Source organism: Leeuwenhoekiella obamensis, from assembly GCF_055391795.1.
The window spans coordinates 2,208,848-2,226,474 of sequence record NZ_AP029251.1 but is presented as its reverse complement, the minus strand read 5'-3'; the positions used below and the strand labels follow the sequence as shown (position 1 = coordinate 2,226,474).

Sequence of the window (17,627 nt, the reverse complement as noted above, 5' to 3'; positions counted from 1 at the left end):
GTGTTGAGGTCTAATGTTTTTACCTAAATTAGCATCACTCCAAATTATCTAACATGAAAAAAAATACTTTACTTCTTTTTGTCTTTATTATGTCCTTTTCGGCGAAAGCCCAAGTAGATGGCGGATTTGAATCTGTGATCGCTGCAGGAAAACAAGATGCTTCTACATTGATGGGAGCATATATCAATCCTGCGATGGAAGGTTTGATCTTTGCCATGAATGGCGGTTGGTATCACACAGCAAAAACGCATAAGAAACTTGGTTTTGATATTACTATAGGTCTAAATGCTTCAATGGTTCCGACGGAGCAAGAGAATTTTAATTTTTCTGATTATAATTTTGAGGGGACGCTAGTTGCTAGTCCAAATTCAACGCCAACAGTTATGGGTAACAGTAATCCTGCGACTGTAATGTATACGACAAGTGATGGAGAAGAAACGGTAGAGTTTGAAATGCCAGAAGGTATAAAAGATGATCTTCCTTTAAATGCTGTGCCAGCGCCGATGATCCAAGCGACGATAGGTACATTTTTTGATACAGATGTGACTGTGCGTTATACGCCAAAGGTGGGTGATGACTCTGTAGAAGGTCAACTTTATGGTGTGGGGCTAAAGCATAATATCATGCAATATTTTGGTCCGCTTGAAAAATTGCCGCTTAATGTTGCGATCTTGGGCGGTTTTACAAATATGACTGTAGATTATGATATAGAAGAAGGTGAAAGTTTTGATGGTAGTAATCAGCGTGCTGAGTTCAAACTTAATTCTTACACTGTTCAGGCGGTGGCTTCGCTTGATTTTCCTTTTGTAACGCTTTATGGTGGCTTAGGTTATGCAGGCGGGAAGTCATCGTTAGGAGTGCTGGGAACGTATATTGTGCAATACAGTAGTGGTGATACAGATACGATCATAGATCCTATTAATATTAATTATAATCCAGGCGGTGTGCGTGCTAATGTGGGTGCAAAATTAAAGCTTGCTTTCTTTCATATTTTTGCAGATTACACCATTCAAGAATATAGAAATCTTACGGCTGGGGTAGCATTTAGCTTCCGCTAAAATTTCTCAGCCTCGATCGCCATTTAAGTAGGCGATTTTATGGATAAAACCCTGTGAAGTTGTAATTTCGCAGGGATTCTTTTTTTTGGCTACAGCCAAATAGAAAAATCATAAAATTTAACTGTTAATTACTCAATAAAACCACATACAATGAAAGTTACCGTAGTAGGTGCAGGTGCCGTGGGCGCTAGTTGTGCCGAATATATCGCAATTAAAGATTTTGCATCAGAAGTAGTTTTACTAGATATCAAAGAAGGATATGCAGAAGGTAAAGCGATGGATCTTATGCAAACTGCTTCGCTGAACGCCTTTGATACTAAAATTACTGGTACAACTGGTGATTATTCTAAAACTGCAGATAGTGATATCGCGGTAATTACAAGTGGTATTCCGCGTAAGCCAGGAATGACTCGTGAAGAGCTTATAGGTATAAACGCAGGTATTGTAAAGGATGTTTCTTCTAATTTGATCAAACATTCTCCTAACGTGATCATTATTGTTGTAAGTAACCCAATGGATACTATGACATATTTAGTGCACAAAACTACCGGTCTTCCTAAAAACCGAATCATTGGTATGGGTGGAGCTTTAGATAGCGCACGTTTTAAGTATCGTCTTGCTGAGGCTCTAGAATGCCCTATCTCTGATGTAGATGGTATGGTAATAGGCGGTCATAGCGATACAGGTATGATTCCTTTAACAAGACTTGCTACACGTAACAGTGTGCCAGTTTCAGGATTTCTTGCAGAAGATCGCTTAGAGCAGGTAAAAGAAGATACTAAAGTAGGTGGAGCTACGCTTACAAAACTTCTTGGTACTTCTGCGTGGTATGCGCCAGGAGCAGCGGTTTCTGGACTAGTACAAGCGATTGCTTGCGACCAGAAAAAGATGTTCCCGTGCTCTGCTTTATTAGAAGGAGAATATGGTCTAGAAGATATTTCAATAGGTGTTCCTGCGATTTTGGGACGCAATGGTCTTGAGCAGATCGTTGAGATAGAGCTATCTGACGCTGAGAAAGAAAAACTTCAAGAAAGTGCAGCAGCTGTTAAGAAAACTAACGGTTTGCTAGAATTATAAGAGAATTTATATTCTTGATAATCAATAAAAAAGGATCGAATTCTTCGGTCCTTTTTTTATGTGTTAAATGTTAAGGAAATCTGAAAAAGATTTATTGGCATTTCTACCATATAACCATATATTTGCACGTTTTAAAAATTAGCCGCAAAAGTGCGGATAGAATACTAAATCTTAAAAGAGAATGCAGAACAAAGGACTCATTAGAGTATTTGCGATTTTATTTGGATTAGTGAGTTTGTATCAACTATCGTATACATACTTCACTTACAAAGTAGAAGAAGAGGCAAAAGTCTTTGCAGCGAACAAGGTGCCTAATACCGTTGAGGGGTATGTAGATGAAAGAGGCGCGGTAGAAACAAAATATCTTGACTCTGTAGGAGATAATCCTGTTGCGCTAGGTATTACTTACAACGAGGCTAAAGAAAAGGAGCTTAACAAAGGTCTTGACCTTAAAGGTGGTATGAACGCCACTCTTGAGATCTCTGTTGCAGACATCCTTGTAGGTCTAAGTAATAACAGTACAGATCCAGCTTTTAGACAAGCCCTTGATGATGCGGCTGAGCGCCAAAAGGACAGTCAGCAGAGTTACCTAGAAGACTTCATTGATGCATTTGAAGCAATACCAGGAGACAACAAACTTGCGTCTCCAGATATTTTTGCTAATAGCTTATTAAGCGAAAAGATCAACTTCAATATGACCAATGGTGAAGTTGAGCCTATCATCACTGATGAGGTTGAGCAATCATTAAGTTCTGCGTTTGAAGTATTGCGTAATCGTATTGATAAATTTGGGGTAACTCAACCTAATATTCAACGTCTTGATAACCCTAGCCGTATTCTTATCGAGCTTCCGGGTGCTACAGACATTGAGCGTGTAAAATTCCAGTTGACATCTACAGCTCAACTTGAGTTCTACAAGACGTATCTTACAGATGCTTCTACTTCTCAATTCTTGATCCAATCAAATGCTTTATTGAAAGATCTTATCAGCCCAGAAATTGTAAATGAAGAAGAAAGTGCAGTTGTTGCACAAGATTCTACTGAAGCAGATGAGGAAGGTCTTGATGGACTTCTTGCTGGTGATGATGAAGCTGAAGAGCCACAAGAAGGAGAGAATCCTTTATTTGAAAAATTTGTTCCTACACAATATCAAGGTGCATCTATCTTAGGGTATGCTGCTGTGGAAGATACTGCAACTGTAGGAGAATATTTAAGAATGCCAGAGGTTATGAGACTTCGTCCTCAAAACCTAAGATTTGCAAAATTAGCATGGGGTATTCCTTTAGGTGATGATGAAGATGTTTTACCATTATACTTCTTGCAATCTAACCGTGCAGGTGAGGCTGTAATGAGTGGTGATGTTGTTCAAGATGCGCGTCAGGATTATACACTACGTAGTGAGCCTAACGTATTGATCAACTTTGATGGTCAAGGTCCTGGTCAATGGGCAAAACTTACCCGTGAAGTTGCTCAAACAGGTGAGTCTATCGCTATCGTATTAGACGGTGTTGTATATTCTGCAGCGACGGCTAAAGCAGAAATAAGCAGTGGTTCTACAGAGATCTCAGGAAACTTTACTGTTTCAAGAGCTCAAGATTTAGCAAATGTTCTTAAAGCTGGTAAACTTCCGGCGTCTGCCAAAATAATTTCTTACGATGTTGTAGGACCATCTCTAGGTCAGGAAGCAATTAACAGCGGACTTATGTCTTTCGTAATTGCACTTCTACTTGTACTTGTATGGATGATCTTCTATTATGGTAAGGCTGGTCTTTATGCAGATATCGCTCTTGCGGTAAACATCCTTTACATTTTTGGGATTCTTGCAGGTCTAGGAGCTGTGCTGACATTGCCTGGTATCGCTGGTATCGTATTAACTATAGGTATGTCTGTGGATGCAAACGTACTTATCTTTGAGCGTATTCGTGAAGAGCTTGCAAGAGGTAAATCACAACGTGATGCTATCAAGGACGGTTTCAACAATGCGTTGTCATCAATTCTTGATGCAAACATCACTACGTTCTTAACGGCGTTGATCTTATTCTTATTCGGTACAGGACCTATTCAAGGTTTTGCCACTACGTTAATGATAGGTATTGGTACTTCACTATTTACTGCGATCTTTATCACAAGATTATTTATTGATAGTTATGGTAAGAATGGTAAAGCATTAGAATTCTCTACTGCTGCAACTAGAGGTCTTTTCCAGAACATCAATAGAGATTTCTTAGGTAAGCGTAAAGTAGCTTACATCATCAGTGGTACTTTGATCACGATCAGTTTGATCTCTTTATTTACAAACAGCCTTGATCAAGGTGTGGATTTTGTAGGAGGTCGTAACTATACTGTGCGTTTTGATAAAGAAGTTAATCCAACTGATGCTGAAGCTGCGCTTGTGGATGAATTTGGTAGTGTATCTGCTAAAACTTATGGTGAAGGAAACCAACTTAAGATCACTACAAAATACAGAATCGATGAAGAGTCTACAGAGGTAGATGATGAGATCCAAGAGTCAATGTTTGAAGGATTGAAACAATTCCTTCCTGCAGATATCACTTATGCAGAATTCGTACGTGGATCTGGAGAAGATAAAATAGGTATTCTAGAGTATAACAAAGTAGGTCCTACTATTGCAGATGATATTAAGAAAGATTCATTCTGGGCAGTTCTTGGTTCACTTGTAGTTGTATTCCTTTATATTCTTCTACGTTTTAGAAGATGGCAATTTTCTCTTGGTGCGGTTGCGGCTGTATTCCATGATGTGTTGATCACGCTTGGTATCTTCTCGCTTACGTATAAGTTCATGCCGTTTAACATGGAGATCGATCAAGCATTTATCGCTGCGATCCTTACGGTAATTGGTTACTCATTGAACGATACCGTGGTTGTGTTTGACCGTATTCGTGAGTATCTTAATGAATATGGTGGTAACAAGACTATGTTTAACATCATCAACAGTGCTATAAACAGTACTTTGAGCCGTACGTTAAACACCTCTATGACTACACTAATTGTGTTACTTGCTATCTTCATCTTTGGTGGAGCAAGTATAATGGGCTTCATGTTCGCATTGATAGTAGGTGTGATCGTAGGTACATACTCATCAATCTTTATCGCAACTCCTGTAATGTTTGATACAGTGAAGAAGAAAGGATTGAAGATGAAAGAAAAGAAAGAAGAAGAGCAGGTTAATGCTTAATTCTCTCAAGATATATGAGTCGTCCTAAAATAGGTTGACAGTTTTTAATAATTTAAATCAATCCCTTGGAGCTAACTTCAAGGGATTTTTTGTTGTGTATAAAATTAGGTGTTTTGTAGTTAAGGCTTAGATGTGGTCTTTGATTATTATAAGTTTTAATAGACTGCTGAACTAGCAGGCTGAGTTCTTTGCCTGTATTGCATTTGTTTATTAAGAACTCACTCTTCAATATCCCGTTAATTCGTTCTGCTAATGCATTTTGATAACAGTCATATCCATCTGTCATTGAAGGTATCGCATTTGATCGCTTCAATTGAGTTTGATACAACGAAGAACAATACTGCAAGCCTCTGTCAGAATGGTGTATTACCTCGCTTGATGTGGTTCTACTCTTATTAGCCATTTTCATTGCTTTAACTACATTTTCTGCACTCATGTCATCACTTAGATGATAGCCCATTATTTTTCTGCTAAAAGCGTCTGTCACCAAGGAAAGATAATGTGTCCTTTCTCTACTCTTGATGTAAGTAATATCGCTTACAAAGTATTGCTCTGGTCTTACGGGTGTAACATCTTTCATTAGGTTAGGGTGTTTTTTTAGCCAATGCCGAGAGTCTGTTGTCCTTGTGTAATTCTTTCTTGGTTTTATAAGCATTGATTCTGACCTGAGATAATCAAATAAGGCGTCCCTGCCTATTTTAACTCTCATCTTTTCAAACTCAACGTTGAGTAAATAATACAGTTTACGAGTACCTAGTCTTGGCATTTGCTGGCGCACCCTTAAAATCAGCGGTTTGATCAAGGCAAGTTCATCAGCTCTTGTCCTTTCTCGCATTTCTGCTTGATAGACAGCCTGTCTGCTTATCCCAAACAATCTGCAACAACGTGACAGGCTTAGTCGGTGTTCTTGCCGGATTCGTTGGATTGATTGGGCAAATACTTTTTTCGAATAGAAGTTCCGTATTGCTGATCTGAGATATCGATCATCGTGTTGAGAATCTTATTCTTAAGCTTCTCATCTGACAGCTCTTTTTCAAGCCTCTTGATCTTTTGAGCAGGTGTTTCTTTCATTGTATTACAGCTAAGTCTTGTCTTTGGTTTACTCCAGTCTAAGATACCGTGTTTGCGCAACCAAACCAAAACAGTACTCCTTCCTTGAATACCGTACGCTTTTTGGGCTTGCTTATAAGTCATTTCGCCCTTTTCTACCTGAGATACAACCGCTAATTTAAAGCCTAAATTGTAATCACGCTGAGTCCGTTTCTTCTCAGCTCCTTCTGAGTCTTTCATAAATAAGTCGAATTTGTGTCAACTTATTTCAGGACGGGACAATAGATGTAAAAAAGCCCTCGCAATTGCGAGGGCTTTTTTTATGTCGTGTATTTGTTTATTTCGCTTTAAGCGAAAAGGAATCTCTTATAAAGTCTGGTAAGAAATGCTATCGCCTTTTTCTACGCCCCATTTTGAGGTCATGCCAGCATTTACTTCAAGAACATACTTTACAGGTTCGCCAGAAGGAATAGAGGTCTCATCCATAGGCTGAGCGTTTGCAGCGATCTTTTTGATCTCCATATCTTCGCCTATGTAAAGAATGTCTAAAGCGATCTCTGTATTTTTCATGTAGAAGAAGCGTTCTCTCACCTCTTGAAAGACAAAAAGCATTCCGTGGTCTTCTTCCATTGAAGTGCGGTACATAAGGCCTGTTTCAGTCTCAAAAGCGTTGTCTGCTAGTTCTACTTTAAGATTCTTGATCGTTTTGCCTGAACGCATGATCACAAGATCGGCCTCGTGCTTAAACTTTACTTCTTCTCTTAAATTTTCAGTAGAAGTTTCGCCTGTGTCATTTTTGCAACTAGCCGTTAACAGTGCAGAAAGTAATGCTGCAGATATCCAAAGTTTACGCATATGTCTTGATTTCTTTTTGCTTTAAAGCTCTTAATACAAGAAATATACCTAAGATCATAAAGGGTATACTAAGTAGTTGACCCGTATTTAGGTTTAAAATAATGTCTTCGCGTTCTTCTAGCTGAGCGCGTTTAAAGTTTTCTACAATGAACCTTACGGTGAAAAGAAGTATTAAAAACAGCCCAAAAAGCAATCCTTCTTTTTTTCTTGCGCTGGTCTTCCAGTAAGCAAACATCATAATAAGGAATACGATCACATAACCTGCAGATTCCATTAATTGTCCTGGGAAGCGGTAAGGGATCTCTGCGATATAGTTTGCAAATTGAGGGTCGTCTGTAAGCGCCTGGAAGGCTTTTTGCTCATTTTTAATACCTGTGATGCGCATCGCTTCGTATTTGCTGTATTGATCTTGCACAAACTTGATCCCGATGTTGCTGTTTGTAATTTTTCCTACCATCTCACTGTTGAAAAAATTTCCTATTCTCACAAAAATAGCTCCGAAGCTAACAGCAAGAATTACACGATCAAGCAGCCATAAAACACTTTTGTGCAATACTTTCTTGTTGTAAAGCCACATAGCAAAGATCATCCCGATGGCAGCGCCATGACTCGCTAACCCTTGAAAACCGGTGTATTCAATTTCTGGAACAAATCTAAATGGAAGAAAAACAGCAAAAGGGTCAGTCCAGATAAGATCTGTTTGATAAAATATCACATGTCCCAATCTTGCGCCCACAAGTATTGCAACAACTGCATAAATAAATAGAGAGTCCAACTTCTCCATTGCAACTTCTTCTCTCTTGAAAACGGCCTTTGTAATATACCATCCCACCATAAAAGCCACTACAAACATCAAGCTGTAATAGTGAATGGTTAAAAAGCCCAGTTCGATTCCGGTAGATGGGTTCCAGGTCATTTTTAAGAAGTGTGTCATGGTCGTTTTTCGGTTTGTTGTAAATATAGAAAATGCGTCAGCCAGGCTGTCGCATTTTATTCGGTTTTATGATTATGTTTTTTCGGTACAGGGTCGTAACCACTGCCTCCCCAAGGATTACAGCTTGCAATTCTTTTGGCGCCCAGCCAACTACCTTTTAATAATCCATACTCTTGCAATGCCTCAATGGTGTATTGTGAGCAGGTGGGTTGATATCTGCAGGCAGATGGTAAAATTGGAGAAATAAACCGCTGGTAGAACCGTATCAAGATGATAAATGGTGCTGTGGCGATCTTCCTCACAATGCTTAGTTTATGCTAAAGGTAGTTCCTTCGCGACCGTCTTTAAGTTGAATTCCTATTGCAAGAAGTTCATCTCTTATTTTATCGCTCATGGCGAAATCCTTATTAGCGCGAGCTTGATTGCGAAGACGAATAAGCATTTCTACAGCGCCATTAAGTTTATCTGCATTATCATCTGCAGAAGCATTGACATCATCTAATCCTAACACATCAAAAACAAATGTTGTGATCGTTTCTTTAAGATCGTCAATGTCTTCTTGTGTTAGCGTGGCTTTCCCGTCATTTACCTGATTAATGTGCTTCACAGCTTCAAAGAGTTGTGCGATAAGAATAGGCGTGTTAAAATCGTCATTCATCGCATCGTATGCCGCCTGCTTCCAGTTTTGAATATCAATAGAACTTTTGCCGGAAGGCTTAAGAACATTTAAAGTCGCGATCGCTTCCATAAGGCGATGATAGCCTTTTTCGCTGGCAAGCAAAGCTTCGTCACTAAAGTCAAGAACGCTTCTATAGTGCGCCTGCATGATGAAGAAACGCGCTACGCTAGGCAAATATCCCTTAGATAGAAATTCACTGCTGCCGCTAATGATCTCTGCTGGGAAAATATTATTGCCGGTACTCTTTGACATTTTTTTGCTATTGAGCGTAAGCATATTTGCATGCATCCAGAATCGCACAGGGCTTTTACCGCAAAAAGCTTCATTTTGTGCAATTTCGGCTTCGTGGTGTGGGAATTTAAGATCAAGACCACCGCCATGAATATCAAATTCTTCTCCTAAATATTTTGTGCTCATCGCAGTACACTCAAGATGCCATCCTGGGAAACCATCGCCCCAAGGTGAAGGCCAGCGCATGATGTGTTCTGGTCCGGCTTTCTTCCAGAGAGCAAAATCCTGAGCATTTCTTTTTTCGCTTTGCGCGGTAAGTTCGCGTGTATTTGCGATCATATCTTCAAGATTACGACCGCTAAGAAGACCATATTCAAAATCTTCATTGAATTTGATTACATCAAAATACACAGAACCATTCTCAACATAAGCATACCCTTTTTCAAGAATTTCTTCAATGATCGTGATCTGCTCAATGATATGACCAGTCGCGGTAGGCTCAATACTAGGAGGGAGACAGTTAAATTTCTGCAGAATATTGTGAAAGTCTACCGTGTATTCTTGCACAACTTCCATTGGCTCGATCTGCTCTAGACGCGCCTTTTTTGCAATCTTATCTTCGCCTTCATCAGCATCGTCAGTAAGATGGCCGGCATCTGTTATATTTCGCACATAGCGCACTTTATATTCTAGATGCTTCAGGTATCTAAAGATCATGTCAAAAGAAATAAATGTACGCACGTTACCTAGATGAACATTGCTGTAAACCGTAGGTCCGCAGACGTACATCCCCACATTACCTTCGTGAATGGGAGTGAATTTTTCTTTTTTCCCCGAAAGGGAATTATATATATAAAGCTCTTGCTTGTTGTGTGACGCCATTGCTTTGGGCTATGGATTTATGATCTAAAAATACAAGAAATTTTAGGGATCTGGCTTTCGCCAAAATTCTAGAAATCGGTATCCAGATTGATGTAATCAAGAAATTCTCTACGCACAGACTCTTGTTTGAACTTTCCGCCAAACTCACTAGTTACTGTGCTGCTCTCGATATCGCGAATACCTCTACTGTTTACACAAAGGTGTTTTGCATCGATAACGCATGCTACATCTTCTGTACCTAGTACTTCTTGCAGTTCTTTAACGATCTGCATGGTAAGTCTTTCTTGCACTTGAGGGCGCTTTGCATAATAATCTACAATGCGATTCATTTTTGAAAGTCCAACTACAGTACCATTACTTATATAAGCAACGTGCGCTCTACCCACGATAGGTAGCAAGTGATGCTCGCAAGTAGAATAAACCGTGATGTTTTTTTCTACAAGCATCTCGCCGTATTTGTAGTTGTTGTCAAATGTGGATGCCTTAGGCTTACGGTCAGGATGTAAACCGCCAAAGATCTCATTTACAAACATCTTTGCGACTCTATTAGGAGTTCCGCGCAAACTGTCATCTGTAAGATCTAGGCCTAGCGTGTGCATAATATGTTCAACATCTTCGCGTATAAGCGCAATTTTTTCAACATCGCTCAATGCAAATGCATCGTCGCGCATAGGAGTTTTTGCAGTGTTGCCTAAGTGTGCATCACCTAACTCTTCTATCGCTTTTAATTCTTCTTTATCAAGATCGGTCTTCATAAGCTCTTAGTCGTAGCTTTCTTTTAAGGCTTGCAAAGATATGGAATAAAAGATTTAAACGTTTTAAGATTTAAGCTAGAGTATTAAGTGTCAATGTTTATTTTTGATTTACTCAAATAAACAACTGCTAATAATGAGATCCTACTTGCTCATTTTCTTTAGTTTATGTGCTTCTATTTGTTCAGGGCAAGGTTCAAATTGCAACAATCTTCAGCCCTTTTGTGCCGACAATTCTGGTGCTATAGTTTTTCCTAATTCTAATCCACGCAACTCAACAGAGATAAGTGCAGAAGAAGGTCCGGATTATGATTGTCTTGAAGAGACGCCATTTCCTTCTTGGTTTTTTATGCAAATAGACAAGCCGGGAGATCTAAGTTTTAGGCTATCGCAGAATACTGAAGAAGATTTTAGTGGCCGTGGTTTAGATGTAGATTTTATTGTGTGGGGACCATTTACTGCGCGTGATGATCTTTGTGATTATGACGAAAGTCTGAACTATGAAAATATATTGAGTTGTGGTTTCTCTGAATTTCCCATTGAACATTTTCAAATTACGGGAGCGCAAAGCGATGAGATCTATGTTGTTCTCATTACAAACTATGCAGGTCAACAAGAGCTGGATAATCCCAATGCTATTTTTGATTCTAGTGGTTATATAAAATTAGAGCAACTTAATCTAGGTAATGCTGGAGCAGGCTCAACAGATTGTTCGATTTTAAATGGTTTACTTGGTGAAAATATCCAAACCTGCGATCCAGCGCCAATAACGCTGGATGCGACCTATTCGCTTGCGCAATCTTATGAGTGGCAAGTTGATTTTGGCTCGGGCTATCAAACGATTGTAGGTGAGACTAGCGAAACCCTTATAGTAGATCAAACGGGGTATTATAAAGTAATTGTCACTCGCGCAGATGGCGATTTAGAAGAAGATAGTATAAGCATAGAATATCTCACTGCGCCCACTGCCGGTACTCCGCAGGATCTTCAAACTTGCGAAAATGATAATTCTTCGGCGACCTTTGATCTTACCGAACAAGACGCCGTAATTCTTGGGTCTCAAGATCGTGCTTTGCACGCTGTGAGATACTTTAATTCTTTGGCTGATGCCGAAAATGACTCTTCAGCGATCGATCAGCCTGAAAGTTATACTTCTGCATTTCCGGGAGAAACGATCTATGCGAGATTAAATGCAATCGATAGAGAAGAAACTTGCTTTGATATAACTTCATTTGATCTTATAGTTGATGCTATACCTGAAATCACGCAACAAGAACTGCTGAATAATGGTGATCAAATTATTTGCCTCGATGCCAATGGAATTTTACTGGGTGAAGATCTGGGTAGTGATTACGTTTATGATTGGACGCCTAATAACGATCAAGATAATAACGGAGTAGAAGAGCCTATTTTTAACGTGATCACTGGCGGCACTTATACATTACAGATCACAAATAGTTTTACGGGATGTATAAGTGAAGTATATACAGCAAGATTCGTGGAGCAGCCTGTTGCAAACAAACCGGTAGATATGGTAAGTTGCGAAAGTGAGGCGGGTGTGTCAACTTTCGATCTTACCGCGCGAGAAGCTGGTATTTTGGGTGCTCAAGATCCATCAGAATATGATATTAGATTTTTCACTTCACAAGCTGATGCTGAAGCTCTGACAAATGCAATAGCAGATCCAGAAAATTACGCATCGCAAGAACGTATTGTTTATGCACGGGTAGATTATGTGGAGCAGGTTGAACTAGATTGTTATGATATAACAAGTTTTAATCTAGTTGTAAATCAAAATCCATTTGTGATCGATCCTTATTTTGAAAATGAATCCTCTTTCATTTGTGTAGATTCTTCTGGTGTGGCACTTAATGGCGGAGTGTTAGTAGGTGAAGATCTAGGTTCTGGTTTTACGTATGATTGGACACCAGATAATGATCTAAATAATGATGGGGTAGAAGAACCGATATTTAATGTGCAGCAAGGCGGCACCTATTCTCTAGTTGTTATTGATAATACTACAGGTTGTCAAAGCGAGCAATATTCAGCAACATTTCAAGCTTCTGGTCCGCCTAGTAAAGTTTCTGTGGTTATAGAAACAGATAGTTTTAGTGACAATGGCTTGCATACGGTTTCTGTGGAAACTGAAGGAGGCTTTAGTGATTTTCCTTATGAATTTGCTCTAGATGATGAGTTGGGACCTTACCAAGAAAGTAACGTTTTTACAGGAGTTATTGCTGGTGATCACATAGTTTATGTACGAGATATAAATAGTTGTGGTGTTGTGTCAAGTGCTGTTTTTACTATAATGGACTACCCAAGGTATTTTAGTCCTAATGCAGATGGAATTAATGACACTTGGAATATAAAAGGCCTGGATCCAAAGGTGAATGGCCAGGCCTTGATTTATATTTTTGATCGCTATGGTAAACTTTTAAAGCAGATCAATCCATTTGGTGAGGGATGGGATGGTACCTATCGTGGTAAAATTCTCCCTGCTACAGACTACTGGTTTCGTATAGAGTATATAGAACCTCGAGATCAAACTATGCGTTCGTTCAAAGCGCATTTCGCTCTAAAGCGATAAAATATTACAGATTTAAAGAATAGGTCAATAAAACTGTAGATTGAATATTATCTACAAAAGCAAAATTATTACCGTAAATAGAAGGATTACGCTGCTGCGAAAATCTATCATACGCAACATCTATTCTTGAATCACCGAAAGTATATCCTAAACCAAGCGAGTACCCTTTGGAATCTCCAATGGCATATTCACTTTTATATGGACTTTCTTGAAATCGGTATCCTGCTCTAAACGCCCAATTCTGTGCTTTATACTCACCACCTAATTTATAGGTTGAAACAGCTTTAAGTGTATTAGCAATATCAGCATTCACACCTTGAAAGTAAGCGTCATCCTTAGGTCTAAATTCAATAGTGCTAAAATCTTGGTATGAGTAATCAAAACTTATAAAACCTAAGTTTCTAAAAATATAAGAAGCACTTCCTGTGATCTTTCCTGGAGTTTTTAAGTCATAATCCTGGTAAACATTTACTACATCAGGAAAGACGCTTTGATTACCATTTGTTCCGCTAGTAGCAAGTCCTTGTGTTAATTCTTCTGAGATCGTGTACCATGTAGGAGTGTCGTATGTTCCCGCTATTCTAAAATTTGGCGCAAGCTGATAAATACCTCCTATTTGAGCGCTGAAACCGTCGCCTAGCACGTCAAGATTATTTTCAAATCTCAAGCTAGTAACTTGACTTCCTTCATTATCATTATCCTCAAAAAATGTAGTTCTCTTACTGTAATCAATGATGTGTGCATTTAGGTTTAAACCTAAATAGAGTTTTGGGCTCAATTGTGCCGCGATATTAAATGTCCCCTTGCTGCTGTAACCGTTAGTGATTTGATTCATTTCTTGATCAAAGCTACCAGGGGCAATATTGCTTACATACTGAGTGTTATCTTCAGAATCAGTTAAGGGATCAATGATATACCCTTGAAATCCTAAAAATGCTTGTTGAGCACCAAAACTTTCAAACTCTCCGAGATATTGATAAAGATCATCAATAGTTTCTCTGTCTTGAGTTTGTAAAAGGCTCAGTGGTGTGCCTTGGGCATAATTCAAGAAATAAGAATCAATTGAATTGTTATTCATGCCAGAAGCAACAAAAGCATCGTTGTAATTTGCAGTTTTGTCATAGTTGAAACCAATGGCGATCTTTCCGGCATCTCCGTTGTTCTCATTAACTAGATATACAATACCTGCTTGACTTAAGTCAAAATCTGAATCATTGGTCACTGTTATCCCATCATTATAATATGTCTGGTTGTCAAAGGTTGTCATGCCTAAGGTAGCAGAACCGTGTGATGTATTGAATATTGCAGATCCCGCAGGATTATTGTTTAAAGCTGAAAGATCTCCGCCTAGTGCTCCAAAGGCTCCGCCTACACCGCGGTAGCGAGCGGTTCCCATTATATTTTGAGTGCTATAGCGTACTGCGTCAGAAATATTCTGTGCGTTTAAACTAAGCGCAGAAAGTCCTATTAGTAAAAGTATAGATAACTTTTTCATGCTAAATTTTTAAAAATTGAAATGTGTTTTTTGATTATTGGCCTCCGCCTCTTCTGCCTCCAGAGCTACTTCTTGAAGCGCCGCCACCAGAACTTCTAGATGAACTGCTAGAGCTTCTGCTTACACTTGAGCTAGAACTTCTTGATGAAGAGCTGCTACTTCTTGAATAAGAAGAAGAACTTGAGCTTCTGGTAGGAGTAGAGTAAGATGAACTTCTACTTGAGCTCGTGCTTCTGCTAGGAGCGGAGTATGATGAATTTCTAGAACCTGATGAGTTTGATCTGCTGTATGTGTTGTTAGAAGTTGTTCTTCTGTTAGAGCTTTCTCTACTGTAAATAGAATTAGATCTACTTCCAGATGCGCTGCTGCTTCTCGTCGCTGTACTTCTGTTGCTTCTACTGTAGTCAACACCTACATTATTTCTGCTGTATGTTCTACTTGTTCTACTATATGGAGAATCGCTTGATCTGCTTTGTGTATTAGATCTGCTATATGCTTCATTACCTCTAGAATTGTAGTAACGGCGATTAGAATTGTAAGCTACATTACGATATGCTCCGTTTCTACCATAGTAGAAAGCGGGATTACCATAGCGTACTAAACCATAATTGTAAAAACCGTAGTAGTGGAAACCGTAGAATCCAGCAAAGCCATATCCCGTGTAAGGGTTAAATCCATAACCCCAGCGGCTCCAATAAGGATTATAATAACCGCCATAATATCCAGGATATCCCCAACCATTAAAGCCAAAGCCGTTATATCCTAAGCCCCAGTATGGAGAATAACCATAACCAAACATTGGATTGTACCATCCCCAAGTAGGTCCCCATGAATTGTCTATATAATTAATGCTTACAGAATCATAAACATCTCCCCAACCAGGATTTCCTCCTGCATATCCCATATCAACTTGAGTAGCTAGATCTGCATCTGTGTAATCCCCTGTTGAACTGTATGAGTCAATATCAGTAAAAATTGAGTCGTTCTCTTGAGCGCGTCTTATTTGTTCTGCACCTTGATTGAAATAATCAGCATAATAATCAGCTCTAGAATCAGTTTCTGGTTCTTGAAATCTTTGATTATTTACTGTGTTTGAACTGTAAATTCCGTCTTCAGCCGTGTACTGAGCGGGCCCACAAGCAACAAAAGTAATTGTGGCTGCAATAAGCGTAAAAAATTTTGCTGGTGCTTTCGTCATTATATCTATCTGTCGCATTACTATAAGTGTATTTTGTTATCGTGGGATTATAAATTTAGTTAGTTTTGCGCTCATTCTGGTTTCATTTAACAGAAATTAGCGAATCGTAACAATTTATAAGTCACAATATTTGTGCCAAATTTAAGTCATGGGAAAGAATTTAACCACTAGAGAAGAAGATTATTCAAAATGGTATAATGAGCTGGTAGTGAAGGCTGATCTTGCTGAAAACTCTGGTGTGCGTGGATGTATGGTTGTAAAACCTTACGGATATGCCATCTGGGAGAAAATGCAGGCAGAGCTTGATAGAATGTTTAAGGATACCGGTCACCAAAATGCTTATTTCCCATTATTTATTCCTAAATCATACTTTAGTAAGGAGGCGAGCCATGTAGATGGATTTGCAAAAGAGTGTGCGGTTGTAACGCATTATAGATTAAAGAATGATGAAGATGGTAGTATCATTGTAGATCCAGAAGCAAAGCTTGAAGAAGAGTTGATCGTGAGACCAACTTCTGAAACTATCATTTGGGACACTTATCGTAAGTGGATCCAATCGTATAGAGATCTTCCTATTCTTGTGAACCAGTGGGCAAATGTTGTTCGTTGGGAAATGCGTACGCGTTTGTTCTTGCGTACAGCAGAATTTCTTTGGCAAGAAGGTCATACTGCTCACGCCACTGAAGCAGAAGCAATCGCAGAAGCGAAACAAATGATGAAGGTTTATGCAAATTTTGCGCAAGACTTTATGGCGATTCCTGTGATTAAGGGAACTAAAACAGAAAGTGAGCGTTTTGCAGGAGCGATAGAAACATATTGTATTGAGGCTTTGATGCAAGATGGTAAAGCGCTTCAGGCGGGTACTTCACATTTCTTAGGACAGAATTTCGCGAAAGCGTTTGACGTAAAATTTGCTTCTAAAGAAGGTAAGCAAGAACATGTTTGGGCAACTTCATGGGGAGTTTCTACACGTTTAATGGGTGCGCTTGTTATGACGCATAGTGATGATAATGGCCTGGTGCTTCCTCCTAATCTTGCTCCTATTCAAGTTGTGATCGTGCCTATTTATAAAGGAGAAGAGCAGCTTGAGTCTATTTCGCAAATAGCGAAAGAATTACAGAGAGAATTGCAATTGCAGGGCGTTTCTGTGAAATTTGACGATAGAGACACGCATAAGCCGGGGTGGAAATTCAATGAGTATGAATTAAAAGGTGTGCCGATCAGAATTGCAATAGGTCCTCGTGATCTTGAAAAAAGAACGGTAGAGTTAGCGCGTAGAGATACGCTAACTAAAGAGGTGGTTTCTAAAGACAATATCGTAGATCGCGTGCGCGAATTGCTTAAGGAGATGCAGAAGAGTCTTTTTGAAAAAGCTAAGACCTTCCGTGATGAGAATATTCGTGAGGTGAATTCATATGATGAGTTTAAAGAAGTTCTTGAAGAAAAGGGCGGATTTATCAGCGCTTTTTGGGATGGAACGATAGAAACTGAAGAAAAAATTAAAGAAGAAACAAAAGCAACGATTCGCTGTATTCCTTTGAAAAACAAAGAGGAAGAAGGTGTTTGTGTGTATAGTGGTAAGCCTGCTACACAGCGCGTTCTTTTTGCAAAAGCATATTAATTTTAAAAAAGT

General features: G+C 39.1%; 13 protein-coding genes. 5 read left to right on the top strand and 8 right to left on the bottom strand.

The features are described from left to right. Positions 1-53: 53 nt before the first annotated feature. The 3 genes from ACZ5L8_RS09730 (at position 54) to secDF (ending at position 5,331) form a co-directional block, all read left to right on the top strand. Complete coding sequence (locus tag ACZ5L8_RS09730; RefSeq protein ID WP_464437010.1) at positions 54-1,058, top strand: DUF6588 family protein; 1,005 nt, start codon at positions 54-56, stop codon at positions 1,056-1,058. A 150-nt stretch (positions 1,059-1,208) separates the two neighbouring features. Continuing rightward, on the top strand, positions 1,209-2,135 hold the full coding sequence (gene mdh / locus ACZ5L8_RS09725; RefSeq protein ID WP_464437009.1) for a malate dehydrogenase: 927 nt from the start codon (positions 1,209-1,211) through the stop codon (positions 2,133-2,135). Positions 2,136-2,316: 181 nt separating this feature from the next. After that, positions 2,317-5,331 (top strand): protein translocase subunit SecDF, encoded by a 3,015-nt coding sequence (gene secDF, locus ACZ5L8_RS09720; protein WP_464437007.1) that lies wholly within the window; start codon positions 2,317-2,319, stop codon positions 5,329-5,331. 52 nt (positions 5,332-5,383) lie between these two features. Here the strand turns inward: secDF and ACZ5L8_RS09715 are convergent. From ACZ5L8_RS09715 to folE, 6 genes are all read right to left on the bottom strand, one after another. Further along, positions 5,384-6,621 (bottom strand): IS3 family transposase gene (locus tag ACZ5L8_RS09715; protein WP_464437004.1). Its coding sequence is split into 2 segments (ribosomal slippage): positions 5,384-6,261 and positions 6,261-6,621, totalling 1,239 coding nucleotides; the frame shifts between segments, so codons are not numbered across the junction. A 126-nt stretch (positions 6,622-6,747) separates the two neighbouring features. Continuing rightward, positions 6,748-7,236, bottom strand: a complete 489-nt coding sequence (locus ACZ5L8_RS09710; RefSeq protein WP_464437002.1) for a DUF192 domain-containing protein — start codon at positions 7,234-7,236, stop codon at positions 6,748-6,750. Further along, a complete protein-coding gene (gene lgt, locus ACZ5L8_RS09705) occupies positions 7,229-8,170 on the bottom strand; it encodes a prolipoprotein diacylglyceryl transferase (protein ID WP_464437000.1) in 942 nt (313 codons plus the stop codon). Before lgt ends, ACZ5L8_RS09710 begins: the two co-directional genes overlap by 8 nt. Before the next feature lie 56 nt (positions 8,171-8,226). After that, positions 8,227-8,472, bottom strand: a complete 246-nt coding sequence (gene yidD / locus ACZ5L8_RS09700; RefSeq protein WP_464436998.1) for a membrane protein insertion efficiency factor YidD — start codon at positions 8,470-8,472, stop codon at positions 8,227-8,229. A gap of 5 nt (positions 8,473-8,477) precedes the next feature. Next, positions 8,478-9,962: a cysteine--tRNA ligase gene (gene cysS / locus ACZ5L8_RS09695; protein WP_464436996.1), complete on the bottom strand. Its 1,485-nt coding sequence runs from the start codon at positions 9,960-9,962 to the stop codon at positions 8,478-8,480. A 68-nt stretch (positions 9,963-10,030) separates the two neighbouring features. Beyond that, on the bottom strand, positions 10,031-10,717 hold the full coding sequence (folE, locus tag ACZ5L8_RS09690) for a GTP cyclohydrolase I FolE (protein WP_462597474.1): 687 nt from the start codon (positions 10,715-10,717) through the stop codon (positions 10,031-10,033). 133 nt (positions 10,718-10,850) lie between these two features. Here folE and ACZ5L8_RS09685 point away from each other — a divergent pair, with 133 nt between their 5' ends. After that, complete coding sequence (locus tag ACZ5L8_RS09685) at positions 10,851-13,301, top strand: T9SS type B sorting domain-containing protein (protein ID WP_464436994.1); 2,451 nt, start codon at positions 10,851-10,853, stop codon at positions 13,299-13,301. A gap of 4 nt (positions 13,302-13,305) precedes the next feature. On the opposite strand, the gene ACZ5L8_RS09680 is transcribed toward ACZ5L8_RS09685, so the two are convergent. Both ACZ5L8_RS09680 and ACZ5L8_RS09675 read right to left on the bottom strand, forming a co-directional pair. After that, positions 13,306-14,796, bottom strand: coding sequence for an OmpP1/FadL family transporter (locus tag ACZ5L8_RS09680; protein ID WP_464436993.1), 1,491 nt, complete (start codon positions 14,794-14,796; stop codon positions 13,306-13,308). Between the two features lie 34 nt (positions 14,797-14,830). Beyond that, positions 14,831-16,012, bottom strand: a complete 1,182-nt coding sequence (locus ACZ5L8_RS09675) for a hypothetical protein (RefSeq protein WP_464436991.1) — start codon at positions 16,010-16,012, stop codon at positions 14,831-14,833. Between the two features lie 130 nt (positions 16,013-16,142). Here ACZ5L8_RS09675 and proS point away from each other — a divergent pair, with 130 nt between their 5' ends. After that, positions 16,143-17,615 (top strand): proline--tRNA ligase, encoded by a 1,473-nt coding sequence (proS, locus tag ACZ5L8_RS09670; RefSeq protein WP_464436989.1) that lies wholly within the window; start codon positions 16,143-16,145, stop codon positions 17,613-17,615. The last annotated feature ends 12 nt before the right edge of the window (positions 17,616-17,627 follow it).

Bases quoted from the DNA above. Each gene is read 5' to 3' on its own strand.
- ACZ5L8_RS09730 (WP_464437010.1), top strand. From the start codon at position 54: ATGAAAAAAAATACTTTACTTCTTTTTGTCTTTATTATGTCCTTTTCG.
- mdh (WP_464437009.1), top strand. From the start codon at position 1,209: ATGAAAGTTACCGTAGTAGGTGCAGGTGCCGTGGGCGCTAGTTGTGCC.
- secDF (WP_464437007.1), top strand. From the start codon at position 2,317: ATGCAGAACAAAGGACTCATTAGAGTATTTGCGATTTTATTTGGATTA.
- ACZ5L8_RS09710 (WP_464437002.1), bottom strand. From the start codon at position 7,236: ATGCGTAAACTTTGGATATCTGCAGCATTACTTTCTGCACTGTTAACG.
- lgt (WP_464437000.1), bottom strand. From the start codon at position 8,170: ATGACACACTTCTTAAAAATGACCTGGAACCCATCTACCGGAATCGAA.
- cysS (WP_464436996.1), bottom strand. From the start codon at position 9,962: ATGGCGTCACACAACAAGCAAGAGCTTTATATATATAATTCCCTTTCG.
- folE (WP_462597474.1), bottom strand. From the start codon at position 10,717: ATGAAGACCGATCTTGATAAAGAAGAATTAAAAGCGATAGAAGAGTTA.
- ACZ5L8_RS09685 (WP_464436994.1), top strand. From the start codon at position 10,851: ATGAGATCCTACTTGCTCATTTTCTTTAGTTTATGTGCTTCTATTTGT.
- ACZ5L8_RS09680 (WP_464436993.1), bottom strand. From the start codon at position 14,796: ATGAAAAAGTTATCTATACTTTTACTAATAGGACTTTCTGCGCTTAGT.
- ACZ5L8_RS09675 (WP_464436991.1), bottom strand. From the start codon at position 16,012: ATGCGACAGATAGATATAATGACGAAAGCACCAGCAAAATTTTTTACG.
- proS (WP_464436989.1), top strand. From the start codon at position 16,143: ATGGGAAAGAATTTAACCACTAGAGAAGAAGATTATTCAAAATGGTAT.